Annotated in this window: 23 protein-coding genes and 1 pseudogene; 17 read left to right on the plus strand and 7 right to left on the minus strand. The window is 63.7% G+C overall.

Going from position 1 to position 24,555, the window contains the following annotated elements; translation table 11 throughout:
- Positions 1 to 35 precede the first annotated feature (35 nt).
- The 10 genes and pseudogenes from ACFTOW_RS09000 (at position 36) to ACFTOW_RS09045 (ending at position 8,981) form a co-directional block, all read left to right on the plus strand.
- Entirely contained in the window at positions 36 to 491 is a 456-nt protein-coding gene (locus ACFTOW_RS09000) for a universal stress protein (RefSeq protein ID WP_379914803.1), read from the plus strand.
- 125 nt (positions 492 to 616) lie between these two features.
- On the plus strand, positions 617 to 1,180 hold the full coding sequence (locus ACFTOW_RS09005) for a NifU family protein (RefSeq protein ID WP_379914805.1): 564 nt from the start codon (positions 617 to 619) through the stop codon (positions 1,178 to 1,180).
- Entirely contained in the window at positions 1,170 to 1,745 is a 576-nt protein-coding gene (gene tsaB / locus ACFTOW_RS09010) for a tRNA (adenosine(37)-N6)-threonylcarbamoyltransferase complex dimerization subunit type 1 TsaB (protein WP_379914807.1), read from the plus strand. Before ACFTOW_RS09005 ends, tsaB begins: the two co-directional genes overlap by 11 nt.
- Positions 1,735 to 2,148: a GNAT family N-acetyltransferase gene (locus ACFTOW_RS09015; protein ID WP_379914809.1), complete on the plus strand. Its 414-nt coding sequence runs from the start codon at positions 1,735 to 1,737 to the stop codon at positions 2,146 to 2,148. The genes tsaB and ACFTOW_RS09015 overlap by 11 nt, the downstream gene beginning before the upstream one ends.
- Before the next feature lie 230 nt (positions 2,149 to 2,378).
- A pseudogene (locus ACFTOW_RS09020) lies at positions 2,379 to 3,377 on the plus strand (BMP family lipoprotein).
- 100 nt (positions 3,378 to 3,477) lie between these two features.
- Entirely contained in the window at positions 3,478 to 5,124 is a 1,647-nt protein-coding gene (locus tag ACFTOW_RS09025; protein WP_379914811.1) for an ABC transporter ATP-binding protein, read from the plus strand.
- Between the two features lie 3 nt (positions 5,125 to 5,127).
- The gene (locus ACFTOW_RS09030; protein ID WP_379914813.1) at positions 5,128 to 6,222 is read left to right on the plus strand and encodes an ABC transporter permease; all 1,095 of its coding nucleotides are present in this window, start codon (positions 5,128 to 5,130) and stop codon (positions 6,220 to 6,222) included.
- Between the two features lie 3 nt (positions 6,223 to 6,225).
- Positions 6,226 to 7,191, plus strand: a complete 966-nt coding sequence (locus tag ACFTOW_RS09035; protein WP_379914815.1) for an ABC transporter permease — start codon at positions 6,226 to 6,228, stop codon at positions 7,189 to 7,191.
- 108 nt (positions 7,192 to 7,299) lie between these two features.
- Positions 7,300 to 8,223 carry a sulfite exporter TauE/SafE family protein gene (locus tag ACFTOW_RS09040; RefSeq protein WP_379914817.1) on the plus strand — a complete coding sequence of 308 codons (924 nt, stop codon included), beginning with the start codon at positions 7,300 to 7,302 and terminating at the stop codon, positions 8,221 to 8,223.
- On the plus strand, positions 8,223 to 8,981 hold the full coding sequence (locus ACFTOW_RS09045) for a TIGR02186 family protein (protein WP_379914819.1): 759 nt from the start codon (positions 8,223 to 8,225) through the stop codon (positions 8,979 to 8,981). Before ACFTOW_RS09040 ends, ACFTOW_RS09045 begins: the two co-directional genes overlap by 1 nt.
- Positions 8,982 to 9,005: 24 nt before the next feature.
- On the opposite strand, the gene ACFTOW_RS09050 is transcribed toward ACFTOW_RS09045, so the two are convergent.
- The 4 genes from ACFTOW_RS09050 to ACFTOW_RS09065 form a co-directional block, all read right to left on the minus strand.
- Positions 9,006 to 9,725 (minus strand): SDR family oxidoreductase, encoded by a 720-nt coding sequence (locus ACFTOW_RS09050; RefSeq protein WP_379914821.1) that lies wholly within the window; start codon positions 9,723 to 9,725, stop codon positions 9,006 to 9,008.
- Complete coding sequence (locus ACFTOW_RS09055) at positions 9,722 to 11,251, minus strand: ATP-dependent DNA helicase (RefSeq protein WP_379914823.1); 1,530 nt, start codon at positions 11,249 to 11,251, stop codon at positions 9,722 to 9,724. The genes ACFTOW_RS09050 and ACFTOW_RS09055 overlap by 4 nt, the downstream gene beginning before the upstream one ends.
- A gap of 164 nt (positions 11,252 to 11,415) precedes the next feature.
- Positions 11,416 to 12,705 carry a crotonyl-CoA carboxylase/reductase gene (gene ccrA, locus ACFTOW_RS09060; protein ID WP_379914825.1) on the minus strand — a complete coding sequence of 430 codons (1,290 nt, stop codon included), beginning with the start codon at positions 12,703 to 12,705 and terminating at the stop codon, positions 11,416 to 11,418.
- A gap of 133 nt (positions 12,706 to 12,838) precedes the next feature.
- Complete coding sequence (locus ACFTOW_RS09065) at positions 12,839 to 14,197, minus strand: 1-acyl-sn-glycerol-3-phosphate acyltransferase (RefSeq protein WP_379914827.1); 1,359 nt, start codon at positions 14,195 to 14,197, stop codon at positions 12,839 to 12,841.
- Between the two features lie 138 nt (positions 14,198 to 14,335).
- Between ACFTOW_RS09065 and ACFTOW_RS09070 the strand changes: the two genes are divergently transcribed.
- Positions 14,336 to 16,303 carry a methylmalonyl-CoA mutase family protein gene (locus ACFTOW_RS09070; RefSeq protein ID WP_379914829.1) on the plus strand — a complete coding sequence of 656 codons (1,968 nt, stop codon included), beginning with the start codon at positions 14,336 to 14,338 and terminating at the stop codon, positions 16,301 to 16,303.
- A 53-nt stretch (positions 16,304 to 16,356) separates the two neighbouring features.
- Here the strand turns inward: ACFTOW_RS09070 and ACFTOW_RS09075 are convergent, their stop codons facing one another.
- Positions 16,357 to 16,737 carry a DUF4168 domain-containing protein gene (locus ACFTOW_RS09075; protein WP_379914831.1) on the minus strand — a complete coding sequence of 127 codons (381 nt, stop codon included), beginning with the start codon at positions 16,735 to 16,737 and terminating at the stop codon, positions 16,357 to 16,359.
- Positions 16,738 to 16,903: 166 nt separating this feature from the next.
- Here ACFTOW_RS09075 and ACFTOW_RS09080 point away from each other — a divergent pair, with 166 nt between their 5' ends.
- The 3 genes from ACFTOW_RS09080 (at position 16,904) to ACFTOW_RS09090 (ending at position 19,491) form a co-directional block, all read left to right on the plus strand.
- The gene (locus ACFTOW_RS09080; RefSeq protein WP_379914833.1) at positions 16,904 to 17,347 is read left to right on the plus strand and encodes a GNAT family N-acetyltransferase; all 444 of its coding nucleotides are present in this window, start codon (positions 16,904 to 16,906) and stop codon (positions 17,345 to 17,347) included.
- A 109-nt stretch (positions 17,348 to 17,456) separates the two neighbouring features.
- Positions 17,457 to 18,170, plus strand: a complete 714-nt coding sequence (deoD, locus tag ACFTOW_RS09085) for a purine-nucleoside phosphorylase (RefSeq protein WP_379914835.1) — start codon at positions 17,457 to 17,459, stop codon at positions 18,168 to 18,170.
- Between the two features lies 1 nt (position 18,171).
- Entirely contained in the window at positions 18,172 to 19,491 is a 1,320-nt protein-coding gene (locus ACFTOW_RS09090) for a serine hydroxymethyltransferase (RefSeq protein WP_379914837.1), read from the plus strand.
- Between the two features lie 48 nt (positions 19,492 to 19,539).
- Here the strand turns inward: ACFTOW_RS09090 and ACFTOW_RS09095 are convergent, their stop codons facing one another.
- Positions 19,540 to 21,228 carry an acyl-CoA dehydrogenase family protein gene (locus ACFTOW_RS09095; RefSeq protein ID WP_379914840.1) on the minus strand — a complete coding sequence of 563 codons (1,689 nt, stop codon included), beginning with the start codon at positions 21,226 to 21,228 and terminating at the stop codon, positions 19,540 to 19,542.
- Between the two features lie 159 nt (positions 21,229 to 21,387).
- On the opposite strand from ACFTOW_RS09095, the gene ACFTOW_RS09100 reads away from it, so the two are divergent.
- Positions 21,388 to 22,158, plus strand: a complete 771-nt coding sequence (locus ACFTOW_RS09100; RefSeq protein WP_379914842.1) for a sulfite exporter TauE/SafE family protein — start codon at positions 21,388 to 21,390, stop codon at positions 22,156 to 22,158.
- Positions 22,159 to 22,193: 35 nt separating this feature from the next.
- On the opposite strand, the gene ACFTOW_RS09105 is transcribed toward ACFTOW_RS09100, so the two are convergent.
- A complete protein-coding gene (locus ACFTOW_RS09105; RefSeq protein ID WP_379914844.1) occupies positions 22,194 to 22,553 on the minus strand; it encodes a helix-turn-helix domain-containing protein in 360 nt (119 codons plus the stop codon).
- A 204-nt stretch (positions 22,554 to 22,757) separates the two neighbouring features.
- Between ACFTOW_RS09105 and ACFTOW_RS09110 the strand changes: the two genes are divergently transcribed.
- Together ACFTOW_RS09110 and ACFTOW_RS09115 are read left to right on the plus strand one after the other, a co-directional pair.
- The gene (locus ACFTOW_RS09110; RefSeq protein ID WP_379914846.1) at positions 22,758 to 23,672 is read left to right on the plus strand and encodes a helix-turn-helix domain-containing protein; all 915 of its coding nucleotides are present in this window, start codon (positions 22,758 to 22,760) and stop codon (positions 23,670 to 23,672) included.
- Between the two features lie 60 nt (positions 23,673 to 23,732).
- Positions 23,733 to 24,440: a hypothetical protein gene (locus ACFTOW_RS09115; RefSeq protein WP_379914848.1), complete on the plus strand. Its 708-nt coding sequence runs from the start codon at positions 23,733 to 23,735 to the stop codon at positions 24,438 to 24,440.
- Positions 24,441 to 24,555: the final 115 nt, after the last annotated feature.

Below are 24,555 nucleotides of genomic sequence, written 5' to 3' on the forward strand. Positions count from 1 at the left end.
GCCATGATCGGCCAATCTGAGGGAGAGGCACCAGCATGCGCAAGTTCATGGTCGTTCTGGACGACAGCCGCGAATGCCTTAACGCGATGCGTTTTGCCGCGATGCGGGCGGCGCGGACGGGCGGTGGCGTGGTGATCCTGTCGGTCATCCCGCCAGAAGAGTTCAATCACTGGATCGGCGTGGGTGACATCATGCGCGAAGAGGCGCGCGAGCGCATCCATGCGCATTTCGAGGTGTTCGCCAAGTGGATGCGCGACAAGCAGGGCGTCGATCCGGATCTGGTGATCCGTGAGGGCGAGGCGGTGCCGCAGATCCTCGCCCAGATCCGCGAGGACAGTTCCATCGGCGTTCTGGTCCTGGGGGCCGGAACAGACAAGAAGGGCCCTGGCCCCCTGGTCACGCAACTGAGCAAGAACGCGGGCTCCCTTCCGGTGCCGGTCACCATCGTGCCCGGCGATCTGTCCAAGGAGCGGCTGGAATCGATCACCTGAGTATGCGGCGTGGCGTAGGGTGGGTGCCAACCCACCGCCCCGTCCAGATTAGAATCGTTCCAAACCTTGACTCATGACCGTCGGGGGCGCATATCTGGTGCAATCCGACAAAAGGTGCAGCCAAGATGTTCATTCAAACCGAGTCCACACCCAACCCCGCAACGCTGAAATTTCTGCCCGGTCAGACCGTGCTGGAAAGCGGCACGGCGGATTTCCCGTCCCCCGACGCGGCGGGCACTTCGCCGCTTGCAGGCCGCATCTTTGCCGTGCAGGGCGTGTCAGGCGTGTTCTTCGGCACCGATTTCGTCACCGTGACCAAGGGCGAGACGGTCGAATGGGACCATATCAAACCTTCCATCCTTGGCGCGATCATGGAGCATTACCAGTCCGGCCAGCCGGTCATGGCGGGCGAGGCGCAGCCGGGGTCTGGCCATGCCGATCACAGCGGCCCGGATGCCGAAGTCGTGGGCCAGATCAAGGAACTGCTGGACACACGCGTGCGCCCTGCCGTGGCACAGGATGGTGGCGACATCACCTTTCACGGCTTTGAACGCGGCGTCGTCTACCTGCACATGCAGGGGGCCTGCGCGGGCTGCCCGTCCTCGACCCTGACGCTGAAAATGGGGATCGAGAACCTGTTGCGCCACTACATCCCCGAAGTGACCGAGGTGCGCCCGGTTGCCGTCTGACGCACTGGTTCTGGCATTCGACACATCGGCGGCGCATTGCGCCGCCGCTTTGCTGTCCGGCGACCGGATCGTGGCCCAGCGGGCCGAAGACATGGCGCGCGGGCAGGCCGAGCGGCTGTTTCCCCTGCTGGACGACATGCTGACCGAGGCAGGCGTGGCCTGGGCCGATCTGACCCGCATCGGCGTCGGCATTGGCCCCGGCAACTTCACCGGCATCCGCATTTCCGTTTCTGCCGCGCGCGGGCTGGCGCTGTCGTTGGGCATCCCTGCCATCGGCGTTTCCACGTTTGACGCCATCCGGCACGACCAACCACAGGCTCGCGCGGCCGTGCCCGCGCCGCGCGATCATGTCTATCTGGTGCAGGACGGAACGCCCGTGCTGCTGCCGCGCGATCAGGCCGGGCCGGGCCTGACGTTTCCGCCCGCCCCTGCCGATCTGGCCATGGCCATCGCGCAGGTCGCTGCCAGCGCGCGGCCGGGCCCGTCCCCTGCGCCACTCTATGTGCGCGCCGCCAATGCCGCCCCTGCGCGCGATGCACCGCCGGTGATCCTTGATGACGCCTGAGGCACTTGCGGGTCTTCATGCGCGCGCCTTCAGTTCTCCACGACCCTGGAGCGCGCGGGAAATCAGTGATCTGCTGGCCAGCCCCCATGTCTTTGTCACCGGCGACACCCGCGCCTTTGCCATGGGCCGTGTTATCGCGGACGAGGCCGAGCTGTTGACCATCGCCACGGATCCGGCTCACCTCCGCTCCGGATTGGCGCGCGCCACGCTGGCGGCCTTTCACGCCGCTGCGATGACGCGCGGGGCCACCACGGCCTTTCTGGAGGTCGCCGCCGACAATGCCCCGGCCCGCGCGCTTTATGCCGGTGCAGGCTATGCGCAGACCGGCCTGCGCCGGGGCTACTACCGCAGCCCTGCAGGCAAAGCGATTGATGCGCTGCTGCTGTCGCGCTCTTTGGCCTGATCCTTGCCCTGCAGGCAGTGCATGTGCGCAAGCAAGAATTGCCCCCCTTGGCCATGCCCCGCAAAAGGCAAAGCAAATCCCTGCCCCAAGGTCAGCCGCGCCGCAAGGGCGCAGCGCACCAGATTCCTGTTGACCCACCCCACCCGTCCCGGCCTTAATCGGACCGAGACTGCAAGACCGGGCACGCGCCCGAGTGTTCGTGCGCGTCCCCAACCAACCGGGAGACACCAATGACCGTGATGAAATCCATCCTCGGCACCGCCGCCGCATTTGCCCTCACAACGGGTGCCGCGCTGGCCGATCCTGCGCTGATCTTCGATCTGGGCGGCAAGTTCGACAAGTCGTTCAACGAGGCCGCGTTCAACGGCGCGCAACGCTGGGCCGACGAGACCGGCGGCAGCTTCAACGAAATCGAATTGACCTCGGAAGCACAGCGCGAGCAGGCCCTGCGCCGCTTTGCCGAGGCCGGGTTCAACCCGGTCATCACCATGGGCTTTGCCATGGCCGATCCGCTGACCTCGGTCGCGCCGGATTATCCCGACACCAAGTTCGTCGCGATCGACGTCACCTAGCTGGATGCGCCCAACGTGCGCCAGATCGGCTTTGCCGAACACGAAGGCAGCTACCTGGTCGGCATGATGGCCGCGATGGCGTCGGAAAGCGGCACCGTGGGCTTTGTCGGTGGCATGGACATTCCGCTGATCCGCCATTTCGGCTGTGGCTATGCGCAGGGCGCCAAGGCGGTGAACCCGGATATCACCATCGTCGCCAACATGACCGGCACCACCCCGGCTGCGTGGAATGACCCGGTGAAGGGGTCGGAGCTGACCAAGGCCCAGATCAGCCAGGGCGCTGACGTGATCTATGCCGCGGCAGGCGGCACTGGCGTGGGCGTGCTGCAGACCGCCGCTGACGAGGGTATCCTGTCGATCGGCGTGGACAGCAACCAGAACCACCTGCACCCGGGCAAGGTGCTGACCTCGATGCTCAAGCGCGTGGATGTCGCCGTCTATGACGCGATGGCGGCGGGTGAGGAGCTGGAAACCGGCGTCTTCACCCTTGGCCTGGCCGAAGAGGGCGTGGGCTATGCGCTGGATGAACACAACGAATCGCTGGTCTCGGACGAGATGAAGGCGGCCGTCGATGCCGCGCGCGAGCAGATCATCGCCGGTGATCTGGACGTGGTCAGCTATTACGAGAACGACAGCTGCCCGGCGCTGAACTTCTGATCCTGACACCAAGGCTACCGACCGCCCAAGCGTTTTGCAAAAAACGCTTGGGCAAAACTTTGTTGCAAAGTTTTGCCCGCCCGGAACAGACGGACTTGCCATGACCGCCCCCGCCATCGAACTCAAAGGCATATCCAAGGCCTTTGGCCCAGTGCAGGCCAACCGCGACATCTCGATCCGGGTCGAGCGTGGCACGATTCATGGCATCATCGGCGAGAACGGCGCGGGCAAGTCCACGCTGATGTCCATTCTCTATGGTTTCTACAAGGCCGATGCGGGCGAGATTTTCATCGGCGGGAAAAAGACCGACATCCCCGACAGCCAGGCCGCCATCGCGGCAGGCATCGGCATGGTGTTCCAGCATTTCAAGCTGGTGGAAAACTTCACTGTCCTCGAAAACGTCATCCTCGGGGCCGAGGATGGCTGGCTGTTGCGCCCGTCACTGGCCAAGGCGCGGCGCGAGATGAAATCGCTAGCCGATGACTACGGCCTGAACGTCAGTCCTGACGCGGTCATTCAGGATATAGGGGTCGGCATGCAGCAGCGTGTCGAAATCCTCAAGGCGCTGTACCGGCAGGCCGATATCCTGATCCTGGACGAGCCGACAGGCGTGCTGACGCCGCCCGAGGCGGATCAGTTGTTCCGCATCCTTGGCCGCTTGCGGGCCGAGGGCAAGACCATCGTCCTGATCACACACAAGCTGCGCGAGATCATGGAGATCACCGACAGCGTTTCGGTCATGCGGCGTGGCGAAATGACCGCCACGGTCAGGACGGCGCAGACCACGCCCGCCGAACTGGCCGAGTTGATGGTGGGCCGCAAGGTGCTGTTGCGCGTCGACAAGACCCCGGCGCAGCCCAAGGCACCGGTGCTGGAGGTTGAAAACCTGTCGGTGACAGACATAGCCGGGGTGCAGCGCTTGCGCGATGTGTCGCTGAACGTGCGCGCGGGCGAGATCCTGGGGCTGGCCGGGGTGGCGGGCAACGGGCAGTCGGAACTGCTGGAGGTGCTGGGCGGCATGCGACCCGGTCAGGGCACCGTGCGGCTGAACGGCCAGCCGCTGGCCCTGTCAGGGCCAGATGCCGACGGGCGGGCCCGCCGCGCGGCTGGCATCGGCCATGTCCCCGAGGACCGTCAGCGCGAGGGGCTGATCATGCCCTATACCGCCTGGGAGAACAGCGTTTTCGGCTATCACCGCGACCCGCGCTGGCAAAACGGCGCGCTTATGGACAACGCCGGGATCGAGGCCGCCGCCCAGACCCAGATGGAGCGGTTCGACGTGCGCCCCCCCAACCCGCGCCTTGCCGCGCGCAACTTTTCCGGGGGCAACCAGCAAAAGATCGTCGTCGCGCGCGAGATTGACCGCAATCCCGACCTGTTGCTGATCGGACAGCCCACACGCGGAGTTGATATCGGCGCGATCGAATTCATCCACCAGCAGATCATCGCCCTGCGCGATGCGGGCAAGGCGATCCTGCTGGTATCCGTGGAACTGGACGAAATCCTGTCGCTGTCGGATCGCGTGGCGGTGATGTTCGACGGGCAGATCATGGGATACGGCCCTGCCGATACCGCCACGCAGGTGGGCATGGGCTGCCTGATGGCGGGGCTGGGCGGCGATGACACGCGCGACATGACGGGCTGGACCATATCGGACGCGGCCATCATTCAGGAGGGCACGCCGGATATCCGGACGATCGAGGCGCAACTGGCCGAAAAACGCGGCGACGCCAGCAAAGAGGTGTAACTGATGGACCGAATGCCCCCATGGGTCGATGCGTTGCTGGTGCCCGTGATCTCGCTGATCCTCGCGGCGCTGCTGTCGGCGCTGGTGATCGTGGCGATCGGCGAAGACCCGGTGGCGGCGGTCAACCTGATGGTCAAGGGCGCGCTGGGGTCGACCTATGGCTGGGGCTATACGCTGTTCTACGCCACGAATTTCATCTTTACCGGGCTGGCCGTGGCGGTGGCGTTTCACGCGCGCATGTTCAACATCGGCGGCGAGGGGCAGGCAATGCTGGGCGGGCTGGGCGTGGCGCTGGTGTGCCTGTATCTGCCCTTGCCACACTGGACCGTGGCGCTGGTGGTGGCGAGCCTCGGTGCGGCATTGTTCGGGGCGGCCTGGGCCTTTCTGCCCGCGCTGCTGCAGGCCCGGCGCGGCAGCCATATCGTCATCACCACGATCATGTTCAATTTCATCGCCGCGGCGCTGCTGAATTATGTTCTGGTGAACATGCTGCGGCCGCCACGCGCGATGGACCCCGCCAGCGCCCGGTTCCCCGAGGCGACCAACCTGCCCACCCTGCATGACCTGCTGGCCCCCATCGGCATCGGCTTTTCCAAGGCGGCCCCCGCCAACGTCACCCTGCTGATCGGGCTGCTGGCCTGTGTCGCGGTCTGGTTGCTGATCTGGCGCACGCGGCTGGGCTATGAAATCCGCGCGTTTGGCCATTCCGAAACCGCCGCCCGCTATGCCGGCATCAACCCGTCGCGGACCACCGTGGTGGCGATGCTGATCTCGGGCGGGCTGGCGGGCATGATGGCGCTGAACACCACGATGGGCGAGGCCGAACGGCTGGTCCTGAACTCGGTCGAAGGCGCGGGTTTCATCGGCATCGCCGTGGCGCTGATGGGGCGCAACCACCCGTTTGGCGTTCTTCTGGCGGCGCTGCTGTTCGGGTTTCTGTATCAGGGCGGCGCCGAGCTGGCGTTGTGGACGAACATCCCGCGCGATTTGATCATCGTGATCCAGGCGCTGGTGATCCTGTTCACCGGCGCGCTGGACAACATGGTGCGGATGCCGCTGGAACGGCTGTTTCTGGCCCTGCGCCGGACGGGGGGCTGAGCCATGGATTTCATGACCGCCTTGCAAGTGCTCGACAGCACGATCCGCCTGTCCACCCCGCTTCTGCTGGCGTGCCTCGCAGGGCTTTTTTCGGAACGCGCGGGCATTTTCGACATCGGGCTTGAGGGCAAGATGCTGGCCGCCGCCTTCTTTTCCGCCGCCGTCGCCTTTGTCACCGGATCGGTCTGGCTGGGGCTGCTGGCGGGGATCGCATCCTCGATGCTGCTGTCGGGGCTGCATGGCCTTGCCTCGATCACCTTTCGCGGCAACCAGTTGATTTCAGGTGTGGCGATCAACTTTCTGGCCGCGGGACTGACGGTGCTGATCGCACAAAGCTGGTTCTCGCAGGGCGGGCGCACCCCGTCGCTGATCGGGCAGGCCCGGTTCGAGCCGCTGACCCTGCCGCTGGCCGAAACCTTGCAACCCGTGCCCGTGCTTGGCCCGGTGTATTTCGAGCTGATCTCGGGCCACACCCTGCCGGTCTATTTCGCCTTCCTGTGCGTGCCGGCGACGTGGTGGCTGCTGTTTCGCACGCGCTTTGGCCTGCGGCTGCGTGCGGTGGGCGAAAACCCGGCAGCGGTGGACACAGCCGGGATTTCCGTGATCGGCATGCGTTTTGCCGCGGTGGCGATCTGCGGCGTGCTGTGCGGCGTTGCCGGTGCCTATCTGGCCACGGCCCTGCAGGCCGGGTTCATCAAGGACATGACCGCAGGGCGCGGGTTCATCGCGCTGGCCGCGTTGATCTTTGCCAAATGGCGGCCCTGGTACGCGCTGATGTCGTGCCTGCTGTTCGGGTTCCTGCAGGCCATCGCCCTGCGGTATCAGAACATCGAGCTTGGCCCGATCACCCTGCCGGTGCAGTTCATGGATGCCCTGCCCTATATCCTGACCGTGGTGATCCTGGCCGGGTTCGTCGGCCGCGCCATCCCGCCGCGCGCGGGCGGCGAGCCATATGCCAAGGAACGATAGCCGAGCCTCGCGCCAGTTCGACGCCGTGCATAGGACCAGCCGCGCAAATCCTGCTGCCCGGCGCATGCCGCACTTGCAAAATCACGCCCCCGGGCGCTAGTCATAGACATGCAAATCTACCTCCCCATAGCCGAGGTATCGGTCAACGCCTTCCTTTTGCTGGGGCTGGGCGGGTTTGTGGGCGTATTGTCTGGCATGTTCGGCGTCGGTGGCGGGTTCCTGATGACGCCCCTGCTGTTCTTTATCGGCATCCCGCCCGCCGTGGCCGTGGCAACCGAGGCGAACCAGATCGTCGCCTCGTCCTTCTCGGGCGTGCTGGCGCATCTGCGACGAAAGACGGTCGATCTGCGGATGGGCACCGTGCTTTTGATCGGCGGTCTGGTCGGCGCAGGCCTTGGCGTGGTGGTGTTCAACTACCTCAAGTCCATGGGTCAGGTCGATCTGCTGGTCAAGCTGTGCTACGTGGTCTTTCTGGGCATCGTCGGCGGGCTGATGTTTCTGGAAAGCCTGCGCGCCATCCGCCGCAGCCGCGCCACAGGTGGCGCACCGCCGCCCAAACGGCGTCAACGCGGCTGGGTGCAGACCATGCCGTTCAAGATGCGGTTTCGCACCTCGGGGCTTTATATCTCGGTCATCCCGCCGCTGATCGTCGGTCTGCTGGTGGGTATCCTGGCCGCCATCATGGGTGTCGGCGGTGGCTTCATCATGGTGCCCGCAATGATCTACATCCTTGGGATGCCGACCAAGGTGGTGGTCGGAACATCGCTGTTCCAGATCATCTTCGTCACCGGGTTCACCACTCTGCTGCATGCCACGACCAACTACACAGTCGATATGGCGCTGGCGGTTCTGCTGCTGATCGGCGGCGTGATCGGTGCGCAGGTCGGCACCCGGATCGGCGTCCGGATGAAGGCCGAACAACTGCGCATCCTGCTGGCGATCATGGTGCTGGCGGTCTGCGGCAAGCTGGCGACGGATCTGCTGTTCATGCCATCCGAGCTGTATTCCATCGGCACGGACGGGGGGCATTGATGCGGGGTCTGGCCGCGCTCTTGCTGCTGCTCTGCGCCCTGCCCCTGCGGGCCGAGGAGGTCGTTCTGGGCCTGTCGCAGAACCGCGTCTCGATCACCACCAATTTCGACGGGTCCGAGATCCTGATCTTTGGCGCGGTCAAACGTGAAACCGCCCTGCCCGAAGACCCGTTGCAGGTCGTCATCACCGTCGCCGGCCCGTCGCAGCAGCTGACCATCCGGCGCAAGGACCGCCGCTTTGGCATCTGGGTCAATTCCGCCGCGGTGCCCATCGATTCCGCGCCGTCGTTCTACGCGGTCGCCACCTCGGCCCCGTTGCGCCAAACGCTGTCCGAGACCGAGGATCTGCGCCACAGCGTCACCGTGCCGCGCGCCATCAGGTCCGTCGGCGCACCCGCCGACGTGGGCGATGCGCAGCTTTTTACCGACGCGTTGATACGCATCCGCGAAAAGGCAGACCTGTATCAGACCCTTGAAGGCGAGATCAATTTTCGCGAGCAGACGCTGTTCAGCTCGGCCATCGCGCTGCCTGCCAACCTGACCGAGGGCAATTATACCACCCGCATCTTTCTGACCCGCGATGGTGCAGTGGTCAGCCAGTATGAAACGGTAATCCATGTGAACAAGGTCGGGCTGGAGCGGTTTTTGTTCAACCTGTCTCGCGAGCAGCCGCTGGTCTACGGCCTTCTTTCGCTGGCCATCGCCATCATCGCCGGCTGGCTGGCATCGGCGGCCTTTACCCTGCTGCGGCAGGGCTGACGGTACGCGCCCGCAAGGGCGCGGTCATCCACGCCCGACAAAGGGCATCTTGGTCGCCATGATCGTCATGAACTGCACATTCGCCTCGGGGCCCAGCTCGGCCATCTGACGCACCGCGCGCGACACGTCTCGCACATCCATCGTGGGCGGCGGGTTGTCGGGATTGGCGTCGATGATCCCCTGCAACAGATCGGTGCGCGCATTGCCGATGTCGATCTGCCCGCAGGCGATGTCGAACGCCCGCCCATCCAGCGACAGCGTCTTGGTCAGCCCGGTGACTGCATGTTTCGTCGTCGTATAGCAGATCGAGTGATCGCGCGGCGCATGCGCGCTGATCGAGCCGTTGTTGATGATCCGCCCGCCCCGGGGCGTTTGGGCGCGCATGATCCGGAACGCGGCCCGCGCGCAGGAAAACATGCCGTGCAGGTTCACGTCCACCACCTTCCGCCATTCATCGAATGACAGCTCGTCAATCGTGGCCGCGCGCCCGAACATGCCGGCATTGTTGAACAGCACATCCAGACGGCCATGATCGGCGGCAAATCTGTCAAAGGCCGCGTCAACCGCCGCCGGGTCGGTCACGTCGCAGGGCAGGATCACCGCATTCTCTGAACCATCTGCGACGGCCTCCATCGCATCCGAACGCCGCGCGATCATCCCCACGCGCCAGCCTGCACCCAGAAATTCGCGCGCGCAATCCGCTCCGATTCCGCCACTTGCGCCGGTGATGACGATGCTTTTCATTCTTCCGACTCCAGTTCCAGCGGCGCAGGCCGGGCCGCCGATTTCAGATCGTCCACCGGCAGGGGATAGGTGGGTTTTTTCAGACGGTTGCGCACCACCCAGAACAGCCGCTCCTGCGCGCGCGTCACCGCGACATAGGCCAGGCGCTTCCACAATGGTTGCCCCGCCTCGGTCCGGTTCATGCGCGCGGCGACAAACAGATCCGGGGCGAAGACCTGAACATTCTCCCACTGGCTGCCCTGCGCCTTGTGGATCGTCACCGCCGCCCCATGCAGAAACGCAGCCCCCATGTTGGCGGCAAAGGGGATGAACGGCTCTTCCTCGTCCGGTTTCTCGATCTTGACGATGCTGGCCGCGCTGACCTGCGGCTCTTCGGCCCCCATCACGTGCAGCCGCGAAAATCCGGGCTTTCGACCGGGGCCAAGATAGATCACCTGCGCCCCCTTGATCAGGCCTCGCGCCTCAAGATCCAGCCGCTTCTTGCGATGCTTCAGCGGCAATTCAATGCCATCACAGATCAGCGGCTCGCCTTCCAGCAACGCATCCAGCGGCGCGTCATGCACGGCGCGAAACGCGTTGATCAGCCGGATTCGCGTGGCATTGCGCCAGACCAGCACCGGGCTGCGCGCCATCAGGTCCACCTCGACCCGTTCGGCCCAGACCACGCGATCATCCTTGCTTGCGCGGTCCTGAATCATCGCCTCGAAATCCTGAAAACTCAGGTGCGGATCGCCAAGCGCGTGGGCCAGATCAAGGATCGGGTTGTCGGCCTCCTGCCGGTGGATGCGGTGCAGTTCCAGCTTGGCCGGGGCGGGCAGTTGCTCGAACACCATCCCCCCCGGCGCGTTCACCGGCGCCAGCTGCGCCGGGTCACCGAACAGCATCAGCGTCGGGAAAATCTCTTTCAGATCCTCGAACTGGCGTTCATCCAGCATCGAGGATTCGTCGATGAACCCGATATCCAGCGGCTCTTCGCGGCGCTTCCAGCCGGTGATGAAATCGCTGCCGCGCAGCCCGGCGGCGGCCAGCGCGCCGGGCACCGAGGGCTGGGCCTGATAGAACCGATAGGCGCGGTCCAGCGCCTCGTCGGTCAGGCCCTCGATCTCGGGGCGGTCACCATTGCCGGTCAGCCATTCAGCGATACGCTCGTATTCCGGGTCATAGACCGGGGTGTACAGGATGCGGTGAATGGTCGTGGCGGGCACGCCGCGCATCCGCAGCACGCTGGCCGCTTTGTTGGTCGGGGCCAGCACCGCCAGTGTGCGCCGGTCCTTGCGCCGCCGCCCTTCGTAATCGCCCGACACGATGTCGACGCCCGCACCCTGCAAGGCCTTGACCAGCTCGGCCAAAAGCAGCGTCTTGCCCGATCCGGCCTTGCCCAGAACGGCCATGACCCGGGTCTGCCCCTCGACCCGCGGAGTCAGGTTGCCGTTCTCGATATCCACGCCCACGCCGCGCAGACCTTCGGCGATGCGGTCATAGGCTTCGGCCTGATCGTCCGAGAATGTGAGGGCGGGAAGGGTCATGGCGCGACACTATACCGGGCCGGGATCAAGGGCCAGCAGGTTGCGGGCGGCGTTTCGGGACGGCGGGTGGGGCGATGCGCGCAGCGCGAGCGTCACCCCCGTTCCGACGAAAAACCGCGCCCCACAGCAAGGGGGCGCGGTACAAATCACCAAAGTTCAGGCGCTTACACCTTGCCCGCCTCCAGCACATCCGCGACGGTGCGCAGCCCGGTCTTGGGTGATTGCACCAGCACGGCCATGTTGCCGGGCTTGTGCTCGTTGCGCAGCATCTTCATATGCGCGGCCGGAATGTCGTTCCACGGGAACACCTCGGACATGCAGGGATCAAGCCGACGTTCGATCATCAGGCGGTTGGCGCTGGCGGCCTGCTTGAGGTTGGCAAAGTGGCTGCCCTGCAGACGTTTCTGATGCATCCACATGTAGCGCACGTCGAAGGTGCAGTTGAACCCGCTGGTGCCTGCGCAGATCACCACGATACCGCCCTTTTTCACCACCAGGGTTGATACCGGGAACGTCGCCTCGCCCGGGTGTTCGAACACCATGTCGACGTTCACACCCTTGCCGGTGATGTCCCAGATCGCCTTGCCGAACTTGCGCGCCTCTTTCAGCCAGTCATTGTATTCAGGGCTGTTGACGATGGGCATCTGGCCCCAGCAGTTGAATTCCTTGCGGTTGATCACGCCCTTGGCACCCTGATCCAGCACGAACTGTCGCTTGCTCTCGTCCGAGATCACGCCGATCGCATTGGCGCCGGCCGTGTTGGCCAGCTGGATCGCATAGGACCCCAGACCGCCTGACGCGCCCCAGACCAGCACGTTCTGCCCGGGCTTCAGCTCATGCGGATGATGGCCGAACAGCATCCGGTAGGCGGTGGCCAGAGTCAGGGTGTAGCACGCACTTTCTTCCCATGTCAGATGCTTGGGGCGCGGCATGAGCTGCTGCGCCTGCACGCGGGTGAACTGCGAGAACGAGCCATCGGGCGTTTCATAGCCCCAGATTCGCTGCGTCGGGCTGAACATCGGGTCGCCGCCGTTGCACTCTTCGTCGTTGCCGTCGTCCTGGTTGCAGTGGATCACGACCTCGTCGCCCACCTTCCAGTTCTTGACCGCCGATCCGACCTGCCAGACGATGCCGGACGCATCCGAGCCTGCAATGTGATAGGGTTGCTTGTGACCGTCGAAGGGGCTGATCGGCTGGCCCAGACCGGCCCAGACGCCGTTGTAATTGACGCCTGCCGCCATCACCAGCACCAGAACCTCGTTGCTGTCGATCTCCCATGTGTCAACGACCTCGACCTCGAAGGACGTATCCGGCTCGCCATGGCGCTCGCGGCGGATGGCCCAGGCATACATCTGCTTGGGGACATAGCCGAGGGGGGGCATCTCGCCGATCTCGTACAGGTCCTTTTCCGGTGCGTCGTAGGGGGCGATCCCCGTGTCGTTGTCCAGCGCCATCTTGAGCCTCCAAAACTGAATTGCCGCAACGCAGAATCGCGGCGTCTGCCGGAGGGGATAATGCCCGTCGCGCAACAATGCAATCACCTTATCATTGATTTTGAAATTTTATAACCCCGCAGATGCAGAAAGATCATGCTGCAGATGCGTCATCCTCGGGCACAAGATGTGCGATCGAGGCTGCATAATAGGCAATCGTCGCCTGTTCAGCCACGGGCACCGTGATCTGGTCCCCGGTTTCGGTGATCAGGTGGCGACGACGCAGTTGCGTCAACCCCTCGTCGACCAATGCCTGCGCGGGCTCTTCGGGGCGACGGTGCGCGGGCAACCCCGCCAGCATCCTTGCCGCGGCGGGGGCCAGCGTATCGGCCTTCAGCGCGCAACCTGCCCGTTGCAGCACCAGCGCCACCAGCGGCACGGGCAATACCGGCATCTCTTGTGCAATCCGGGCCATCAGGGTCCGGGCCAGCGTCCGGGTGTCCCCTTCGGCCTCGGACAGCGACAGCGGCGCGCCAAAGCTGACACCGGCCCGCCCGAACCGCCGATACCGCCCGCGCAGGCGCAGCCACAGCAGATGACCGACAAAGCGCAGCACGACGGCCACCCGCCCCCGGAACCGCCGCGACCCGTCCTGCGCCGCCTGCAACAGCACGCGATCCTCGAGCACCCGGTCATAGTTCAGCGCAACCGGCACGAACACCACGTCAGGCGCATCCGGCCCGCGCCCATGGGCGATGTATTTCAGGATACCGTGCCGCGGCTGGGTCAACGCGCCGGTTAGGCTCAGGCCCCCCTCGGGGAACACGGCCTGCGTGACACCGCCATCGGTGGCCAGCCGCACATACCGTTCCAGCACCTTGCGATACAGCAGACCCCGGCTTTGCCGCCGGATGAAATACGCCCCCATCGCCCGGATCAAACGCGCCAGCGGCCAGACCCGCGCCCATTCCCCCACCGCATAGGCCAGGGCCGAGCGGTCGGCGGCCAGATAGGTGACCAGCACGTAATCCATGTTGCTGCGGTGGTTCATCACGTAGACCACCGTTGCCTTGGGATCGATGCCCACCAGCGCGCCATCGCCACGATGGTCCAGATGCACATCATACAGGGCGTTGGACAGAAACCGCGCCAGCCGCGTCGCCACCCCGAAATAAAGCGAGGCGGAAAACCCCGGGACGATCTCGCGCGCATAGCGGCGGGCGGATTCGAAGGCCACGTTTTCCGGCACGCCGTTCTTGCGCGCATGGATCACGATTGCGCGCGTCACCTCGGGGTCATAGATCAACCGCTGGATCATGTCATACCGGCGGGCCAGCTTGAACGGCTGGATCGGGCGTTCAAGCCGCTTGTTCAACTCGGCCACGGCGCGTTCCAGCCTGCGGCGAAAGAACCAGCGCACGGATGGAAACAGGAAATGCGACGCAAAGGTCACAGCCGCAAAGCCCACCAGAAGCACCAGCGCCCAGAGGGGCATTTGCACGGTTTGAAACATGTGCGCACCATGACCGGAACGGGCCCCGGCGTAAATGACCCCATGCCGCAATGCAGCGAATTGACCTTGGCACAAAATTCCGGTTTATTACGCGCTGACGCAATAAAATTGCCAAAGAGATTCACACCGGAGGCCCCGATGACCGAGATCCAGAAAGACAAGCCTTGGCTGATCCGCACCTATGCCGGCCACTCGACGGCCAAGGCCTCGAACGCGCTGTATCGCGGCAACTTGGCCAAGGGCCAGACCGGCCTGTCGGTGGCCTTCGATCTGCCCACGCAGACAGGATATGACAGCGACCACGTGCTGGCGCGCGGCGAGGTGGGCAAGGTCGGCGTGCCGGTCAGCCACCTGGGCGACATGCGCGCACTGTTCGATGGCATCCCACTGGACCAGATGAACACCTCGATGACGATCAACGCCACCGCGCCGTGGCTGCTGGCACTGTACATCGCCGTGGCCGAGGAACAGGGCGCGGATGTGTCCAAGCTGCAAGGCACGGTGCAGAACGACCTGATAAAGGAATACCTGTCGCGCGGCACCTATATCTGCCCGCCCAAGCCCAGCCTGAAGCTGATCGGGGATGTGGCCGAATACTGCTATACCAATGTGCCGAAATGGAACCCGATGAACGTGTGTTCCTATCACCTGCAAGAGGCCGGTGCGACGCCCGAGCAGGAACTGGCCTTTGCACTGGCCACCGCCACCGCCGTTCTGGACGAACTGAAACCGCGCGTGCCCGCGCAGGATTTCCCGCTGCTGGTCGGGCGGATTTCGTTCTTCGTGAATGCCGGCATCCGCTTTGTCACCGAGATGTGCAAGATGCGCGCCTTTGTCGATCTGTGGGATGAAATCTGCGCCACGCGCTATGGGGTGGAGGATGCGAAGTATCGCCGCTTTCGCTATGGCGTGCAGGTCAACAGCCTTGGCCTGACCGAACAGCAGCCCGAAAACAACGTCTACCGCATCCTGATCGAGATGCTGGCCGTCACCCTGTCCAAGAACGCCCGCGCCCGCGCCGTGCAACTGCCCGCCTGGAACGAGGCGTTGGGACTGCCCCGGCCATGGGATCAGCAATGGTCGATGCGGATGCAGCAGATCCTGGCCTATGAAACCGACCTTCTGGAATTCGACGATCTGTTCGACGGCAATCCGGCCGTCGATGCCAAGGTCGAGGCGCTGAAGGAAGGCGCGCGGCACGAACTGGCCACGATCGACGGCATGGGCGGCGCGGTGGACGCGATCGACTACATGAAGGCGCGGCTGGTGGACAGCAACGCCGACCGGCTGAACCGGATCGAGGCGGGGCAGACCGTTGTCGTGGGCGTCAACAAGTTCACCGAAGGCGAACCCAGCCCCCTGATGGACGAAGAGGGCGGCATCATGGTCGTAGATGCGGCCGTGGAACAGGATCAGATCGACCGCCTGAACGACTGGCGCGACGCGCGGGATGCCGCGGCGGTGAAACAGGCACTGGCCGAGTTGCGCGCCGCCGCTGCCGAGGGGCGTAACGTGATGCCCGCGTCGATCAGGGCGGCCAAGGCCGGTGTGACCACCGGCGAATGGGCGCAGCAGATGCGCGCCGTGCATGGCGAATATCGTGGACCAACGGGCGTGTCCAAATCGGTCAGCAACAAGACCGAAGGGCTGGATGACATCCGCGACGCGGTGAACGCGGTCAGCGACCGTCTGGGTCGTCGTCTGAAGTTCCTTGTGGGCAAGCCGGGGCTGGACGGCCATTCGAACGGCGCCGAACAGATCGCATTCCGCGCACGCGATTGCGGCATGGACATCGACTATGAAGGCATCCGCCTGACACCCGAACAGATCGTCACCGCCGCGTTGGAAACCGAGGCGCATGTGCTGGGCCTGTCGATCCTGTCAGGCAGCCATATTCCGCTGGTCGAGGACATGATGACCCGCCTGCGCGAGGCCGGTCTGGGGCATGTCCCGGTGATCGTTGGCGGCATCATCCCTGAAGAGGACGCCAGACGCCTGCGCGCCATGGGCGTCGCCAAGGTCTATACCCCAAAGGATTTCAACCTGAACGCCATCATGATGGATATCGTCACGCTGGCCGATCCGCAGGAAATCGCCGCCGAATAGCGCACAAAAAAAGCGGGGCACATTACGTGCCCCGCCTTTGAACGATCCTTGGATCACTCGGTCTGTGCAGCTTGAAGGCTGGCAACGATGCGCGCGTTCAGGTCCTGATCCTGCTGTGCGGCACGTGCGATCGCCATGTAGTCGTCGCCGTTCAGGCCCTCGACGTTCTCGACCGCTTCCAGCGCTGCGGTGTTTGCCTCTTCCAGCAGGCTCTGGCGCGTCTCTTCGTCCTCGGCCGCTTCGATCTGCGGCACATAGGCCTCGCGCACGGTGTCGACGGCCATTGCAGCCTCGACAAAGGCATCGACCTGATCCTGGGTCACATCCTCGGCGGCCATTTCAGGCACCTGCCCCTGCTGCGCGATGGCGGCGGGTGCGGCAAAGCCAAGGGCGATTGCGGTCAGGGCTGCTGTCAGTTTCGGCTTAAAGGTCAAAACGGTCCTCCGTTTGGGTTGTTGTCAGTTCGCGCCATAGAAATGGTCCTTCGCGGGAATGGCGTCAAACACGGTGGCGGAATAATGCCACCGCTTCTGCTGGATCGGCCATGGACGACGCGCCGGAAAGCGCACAGACTGCCCTGAATTCAAAGGGAGAGACAGAATGCCGCCTACCATCCGCCCCCTCACAGCCGCAGACGAGGCCGACTGGCGCAGGCTCTGGACCAGCTATCTGGAGTTCAACGAGACCAGCGTGCCCGAGGAGGTCTACCAGACCACATTCGCCCGCCTGCTTGACGCCGATCGACCGCAGCAGAACGGGCTGATCGCCGTGCAGCAGGATGGGCGCGCGGTTGGCCTGGTGCATTACATTTTCCACCCGCACAACTGGAAGATCGAGGATATCTGCTATCTGCAGGATCTCTATGCCGATCCCGATGTGCGCGGCACCGGCGTGGGACGCGCCCTGATCGAGGCGGTGTATGATGCGGCTGATGCCAATGGCACACCCGGCGTCTACTGGACGACGCAGGAATTCAACGCCACCGCCCGGCTGCTCTACGACCGGATCGGAGAGTTGACGCCCTTCATCAAATATCAGCGTTGATCCGCCGGGTGGGCTGTATTGCCCACCCTGCCCTGCCGGGCCGGGCAAAACCCGATTGCCCGCGCCCCTGTGCCCGCTATGCTGCGCGCAAGATCAAAGGGGGGCATTGATGACCATTCATATCGGGGCCAGACCGGGCGAGATTGCCGAGACGGTGCTGATGCCAGGCGATCCGCTGCGCGCGGAATGGGCGGCGCAGACGTTTCTGGACGACGCGGTTTGCGTCAACCGGGTGCGCGGAATGCTGGGTTACACCGGCACATGGCGCGGGCACCGGGTGAGCATCCACGGCTCGGGCATGGGTATGCCGTCGCTGTCGATCTATGCCAACGAGCTGATCCGCGATTACGGGGCAAAAACCCTGATCCGCATCGGCTCGTGCGGGGCCATGCAGCCCCATGTGGGCTTGCGCGACATCATCCTTGCGATGACCGCCAGCAGCATGTCCACCCCGTCTCGCGGGATTTTCCGAGAACTGAATTTCGCCCCCTGCGCCGATTGGCCTTTGTTGCGCGCCGCCGTTGCCGCAACCGAGGCGCGCGGCATGACCCCGCATGTGGGCGGCGTCTATTCCGCCGATGTCTTCTATGACGAGCGTCCCGACCTGAACGAGCTGATGACCCGCCACGGCATCCTTGGGGTCGAGATGGAGGCGGCAGAGCTGTACAACCTTGCCGCCCGTCACGACGTGCGCGCGCTGGCGGTTCTGACGGTCAGCGACCACCTGCTGACGCATCAGGCGCTGCCGTCCGAGGACCGCGAACGCAGCTTTGGCGAGATGGTGGAAATCGCGCTGACGGCGGCCTTTGCCGGGGAGGTGTAGGATGACATTGGCCAGACGCGACTGGGTGCCCCCGCAGATCGAGGATTACATCACCGCCATCGCCACCACCACGGCGCAATCGTCCAGCGCCGACATCGCCAGATGCATCGAGGCGCTGGCCGTGGAGAACCGCCAGATACACGAGCGCGACTGCTTCAACCTCAATCCCGCCACCAACGTGATGAACCCGCGGGCCGAGGCGCTGCTGGCCAGTGGACTGGGCTCGCGCCCCTCGCTGGGGTATCCGGGCGACAAGTATGAAATGGGGCTTGAGGCGATCGAGCAGATCGAGGTGATCGCGGCCCATCTGGCGGCCGAGGTCTTCAACGCGCGGTTTGCCGAAATCCGCGTGCCCTCGGGCGCGATTGCCAACCTTTTCGGGTTCATGGCGCTGTGCAAACCCGGCGACACGATCATCGTGCCGCCCGCATCAATGGGCGGGCACGTGACGCACCATGCGGCAGGCTGTGCGGGGCTTTATGGGCTGGATATCCACCCTGCCCCGGTCAATGCCGATGGCTATACCGTCGATCTGGACGGTCTGGGCACACTGGCGCAGCGGGTGCAGCCCAGGCTGATCACCATCGGCGGGTCGCTGAACCTGTTTCCGCATCCGGTGGCGCAGATCCGCGCGATTGCCGACAGCGTCGGGGCCCATGTGCTGTTCGATGCAGCGCATCAATGCGGGATCATCGCGGGTGGCGCATGGCCCAATCCGCTGGATCAGGGCGCGCATCTGATGACGATGAGCACCTATAAATCCCTTGGCGGCCCGCCTGCGGGGCTGATCGTGACGAATGACGCCGACATCGCGCAGCAGCTGGATGCCATCGCCTTTCCCGGCATGACGGCCAATTTCGACGCGGCGAAATCGGCGGCGCTGGCCATGTCCCTGCTGGACTGGCGCGATCACGGCAAGGCCTATGCGCGGACGATGGTGGAGCTGGCGCAAGCCCTGGCGCGGGCGCTGGAGGACGAGGGGCTGCCGGTTTTTGCCGCCCACAAGGGTGCGACGCAAAGCCATCAGTTCGCGCTGCTGGCGCACGGGTTCGGCGGCGGGCAGGCCGCGTCGAAAACCCTGCGGCAGGCCGGTTTTCTGGCCTGTGGCATCGGCCTGCCCACGGCGGAGGTGCCGGGTGACATGAACGGGCTGCGCATCGGCACACCCGAACTGGTGCGCTGGGGCATGATCCCCGAGGATGCCCCGCGCCTTGCCGCATTGATCGCCAGTGCCTTGCGCGCAAACGACCCCGCCGCGCTGGCGCCCGAGGTGGCAAAGTGGCGCAAGACGTTCAAGCGCCTGCATTTCATCCGAAAATAAAAAAAGGGCCGCGACTGGCGCGGCCCCTTTCCGTCAAGAGCAGTCGGTTCAGCCCAGCAGACGCCGTGCGATCACCTGCGCCTGAATCTCGGCTGCACCTTCAAAGATGTTCAGAATCCTCGCATCGCACAGCAGACGGCTGATTTCATACTCCAACGCAAAGCCGTTGCCGCCGTGGATCTGCAAGCCGTTGTCGGCGGCCGACCATGCCACGCGCGCGCCCAGCAGCTTGGCCATGCCGGCCTCAAGATCGCAGCGCCGCTCGTTGTCCTTCTCAAACGCCGAGAAATATGTGAGCTGCCGCGCCACCATGATCTCCACCGCCATCATCGCCAGCTTGTTGCTGACGCGCGGGAACGCGATCAGTGCCTTGCCGAACTGCTTGCGGTCCTGCGCGTATTTCATCGCCACGTCCAGCGCTGCCTGCGCCACGCCGATGGCCCGCGCAGCGGTCTGGATGCGGGCGGATTCAAAGGTCTGCATCAACTGCTTGAACCCCTGCCCGGTCTGGCCACCCAGCAGGTTTTCGCCCTTTACGTGGAAGTTGTCGAACGCCAGTTCGTATTCCTTCATGCCGCGATAGCCCAGAACCTCGATCTCGCCGCCGGTCATGCCATCGGTCGGGAAAGGATGCTCATCCGTGCCGGGTGTCTTTTCGGCCAGGAACATCGACAGCCCGCGATGGTCGGTCGTGTCGGGTTCTGTCCGGGCCAGAAGGGTCATCACATGGGTGCGCGATGCGTGGGTGATCCAGGTCTTGTTACCGGTGATATTCCAGTCGCCGTTGTCATCCTTGACCGCGCGGGTGCGCAGCGACCCAAGGTCGGAGCCGGTGTTGGGCTCGGTAAACACGGCTGTCGGCAGGATTTCGGCACTGGCCAGTTTCGGCAGCCAGTTCTGCTTCTGCTCGTCCGTGCCGCCCGCGATGATCAGCTCTGCCGCGATCTCGGAGCGCGTGCCAAGGCTCCCCACGCCGATATACCCGCGCGACAACTCTTCGGACACCACGCACATCGAGGCCTTGGACATGCCCAGTCCGCCGAATTCCTCGGGGATGGTCAGCCCGAACACACCCATTTCGGCCAGTTCCTCGATGATTTCCATCGGGATCAGCTCGTCCTTGAGGTGCCATTCATGGGCATGGGGGGCCACCCGCTCGACAGCGTAGCGGCGGAATTGCTCGCGAATCATCTCAAGCTCTTCGTCCAGACCCGAGGCACCGAACATGGTGGCGGCGGACTGATCCTGCATCAACGCGACCAGACGGCTGCGCGCGGCCTGCGTGTTCCCGCCCTGTGTCAGGGTCATCACCGCCGGTTCCATCAGGTCGCGCATGTCGTCCTGACCCATGCCCAGATCCTGCAGGCGCAGGATTTCGGCCTGGTTCATCTGGATGCCGCCGTAGATTTGCCAAAGGTATTCGCCAAAGGCGATCTGGTGGATCAGCTGCTCGATCTCGCCGAATTTGCCATCGGCCTGCAACGCCTCGGCCCATTTCTGCATCTGGCGCAGCGATTCGACATAGGTGGCAAGCCACGCCAGCCCGTGCGCCGCCGTCTGCTCGGCCTCAAGCAGCGCACCCGATACACGCCCCCCTTCAGAGACCGCGTCGCGCACACGGGCCGTGGCCTTTTCAAGGATACGCTCGGCCGGGGCAACAGCCGCGCCGGTCAGTGTCAAAAGGTCGGGGAAAATCACCGGCTGGGTTACAGCCATGTCCTGTCCGTCATGCGCCATGGTACAAATCCTTTGTCTTGCTGGACCGTGTCTTAGCCACTTCGCAGTTGCAGCGCAACAAAAATACCCGATCTACCCTGCGGCATATTCGAATGTTGCTCGTTGAAATTTCGTCCGCCGGCTCTGGTGGCGGTCTGATTTCGATAGTAAGCCACCGGGATGGCATTTCTACCCCCTGATATCACACTTATGGTGCTGCTGGCCGCCAGTCTGGCCGCATTTCTTGCCGGCGTGATCAAGGGGATGGTCGGATTTGCCATGCCGATGGTGATGATCTCGCTTCTGGGCAGCTTTCTGTCACCAGAATTGGCCCTGGCCGGCCTGATCATGCCGACGCTGGCCACCAACGGCGTGCAGGCCCTGCGCGAGGGGCCATCTGCCGCAGGCCGGGCCCTGCGCGACTTCAGGGTCTTTCTGATCGTGGGCGCGCTGGCGTTGGTGGTGGGCGCGCAGATGGTGACGCTACTGCCCGCAAAGATACTGCTGATGATGATTGGCGGGCCGATTCTGTTCTTCGCCGTATTGCAGCTGACGGGCTGGCAGCCGCGTCCCTCAGAGCGTCACCCCAACGCCACTCAGGCCGGGGTGGGCGCTGTTGCCGGATTCATCGGCGGCATGTCGGGTATCTGGGGGCCGCCCACCGTGATGCTGCTGACCGCACTGAACACGCCGAAGACGGCGCAGATGCGCATTCAGGGAGTCATCTATGGTCTGGGTGCGGTGGCATTGGCCGCAGCACATATCGGGTCGGGGGTGCTGACCTTGCGGACGGGCTTGTTTTCCGCGCTGCTTGTGCCGGCTGCCTTGCTGGGGATGCGGGTGGGCATGCGCTTCTCTGATCGATTCGATCAGGCCACGTTCCGCCGCGCCACATTGGCCGTGCTGGTGATTGCTGCGCTCAACCTGCTGCGCCGCGCCTTGGTGATGTGACCCCGCACAGATGCATGCGGGGTCCATCGTGATTGTCAGTTGGCCCGCGCCCCGCTCGAGGCAAGCTCGGAAATGAAGGTGCGAATCTGCCCGCGCAGACGCTCATCCTTGATCTGCGTCAGCATAGAGGCGATCTTGTTCGCCTCCTGATCCAGGACTTCGTTATCTGCGTCCTCGGCTTCCAGCCCGTCAAAGAAATGCGACGGCGGAACACCAAGTATGCGCGATATTTCAAATAGTTTGCTTGCAGAAATGCGATTGCGGCCCAGTTCGTACTTTTGAACCTGTTGAAACGAAATCCCCAAGCCCTGGGCGACTTCGGTTTGCGTCAGTCCGCGCAGAACGCGGAGGTGTTTTAGTTTCTTACCGACATGAACATCTACCGGGTGCGACATACTGTATCCTCACTCTTTGCTACTTCCGCGAGAATGGCGAATCCTCTGATTCATTCAATTTATGAATTTTGCACGTTAGCGTTGCGCGATTTGGCCATTGATGGGTGATATATTTACCTTTGCTGTAACCCATTATACTTTAGTATGTGAGGTAAGGAAACGACCTTTCGGTCGTGATTCGAAAAGAAAGAGTAGTTGTTGCCCATGACACCGGTCCAACCGTCCCAGTCCATCCTGTTCGAGCTGCTGCGATCCTTTACGACGCTGGCGCGAACATTGAACCTGTCACATGCCGTCAAGGAGCTTCGCAGCACACGGCAGACGGTGCGCCGGCACGTTGCCCAGCTCGAAGAGCTGCGTGGCGAACCCTTGTTCGAAGTGATCGACCGTCAATACAGGCTGACCGAGGCCGGTGCCCGGGCCCTGCCCGAAGCCGAGGATCTGTTGGCGCGCGGTATTGCCTGGATGCAGAATCACAGCTCTCATCAGAACGGCCTGTTCGTCGCGACATATACGGACCAGGCGGATTTCGACTATTATCTTCAACAACATCCGGTCAGTGCCATCTGGCGCACGGGGTCTGAGCGCATGCAGCAGATCGTGGCCTGCTGGGCCGAAGCTGGCGGTCAGATCGAGCATCCGTCGATGCAGGCCATACGCAAACATCTGCTGGTCTACCGCTTGGGGGAAGATGATGGCGTCTGGTATTGCGCAGAGGTGGGCGACGAAAGCTCGTTCTCGTCCTGGTACGGATGGGCGGCGGCGCGCTCCAGTGTCGGGCGCGCGCTTGAACGGTTGCCGGGCGGAGCGTCGTTTGCCAGCCTTTTGGCGCAGCCGTTCAAGGACGTTGCGTCAACGCATGGAATGCGCCTGGACCATGTGCACACCCAGATGACGCGCGGCACAGAGTTTCCCGAGGGACTGCATCCCATCAGTTTCCAACGCCTTATGCTGGGATGCTCGTTTCCGGATGGCTCATTCGCCTTGGCCAGCTATGTCGAGCGGACTTACGAAATCGAAATTTCCGAACTGCCACCCGAAAAGATAACCACGATGCCGCCCGATCTGCTGATGACTGTTCCCAAGGAGCCACCAAAGCTTCAGTCAATACCTTTTTGATGCTCAAAATACAATTTTTGCGCTAAGCTTCCCCCGTGAACGCGGCACTGGAGGGAACCTATGTCGATTCACGACGTTTACGATGGCTCGCGGCTTATCGCCGCAAGTATGGATATTCTGACCCGGCACAAGATCAGCATAACGGTCGGTGATGATTTCGAAGAGTATCGGGCACTGTTGAAGGAATGGCGCCCGAATCAGCCGCTGGGCGCGCCGTTCGACCCGAATTTGCAGGCGATGTCGCCCTCAAATTCGTTCTGGGTCGTAGGGCGCGACCCTATGGGCAGGGTGGTCCACACGCAGGCGATGCGACTGCTTCACCTGGAAGATCAGCCGCTCAGCGACCACCTGCGCGAGCGTTTCAAGGAATATCCCCCCTCGACGATCGACATCGACTACGAGAACTCAAGGTACCGCGCTGGGCCAGGTGCACGCCGGATTTCCGGACGCGTCTGCTATCATGGCGAGGTCTGGCTGGACGGATCGAACGGGCAGTATCGCGGCAGCGGCGTGTCCAGCGTCCTGGGCCGATTCGCCTTCATGACGGCCATGCTGCGCTGGTCGCCGGACTGGGTTTTCGGCTTTATGCCCAAGGGTGTAGCATGGAAAGGCTTTGCCGAACGTCAGGGGTACATGCATGCCGAACCGGGCGTGCTGCGCTGGTGTCGCAAGGACTCGGACCTGCCGATGGAGGCCTTCATGGTCTACATGGCGCAGGAGGATATCCGATACGTCATGTCCATGCCGTTGCACGAATTGGTCGCCTGACACCCGCCACGGGCCAGTGGACATGCCATCCCAGTTGCGGGGCGGTCACCCGGTGCTGTCATGCATCCGACGCGGCCCGCCAGACACGCAAAAGCCCCGGTCCTGCGACCGGGGC

Origin of the sequence: Lacimonas salitolerans, assembly GCF_042677865.1 — a bacterium.
In the GTDB taxonomy this organism is placed as follows: Bacteria; Pseudomonadota; Alphaproteobacteria; order Rhodobacterales; family Rhodobacteraceae; genus Lutimaribacter; species Lutimaribacter salitolerans.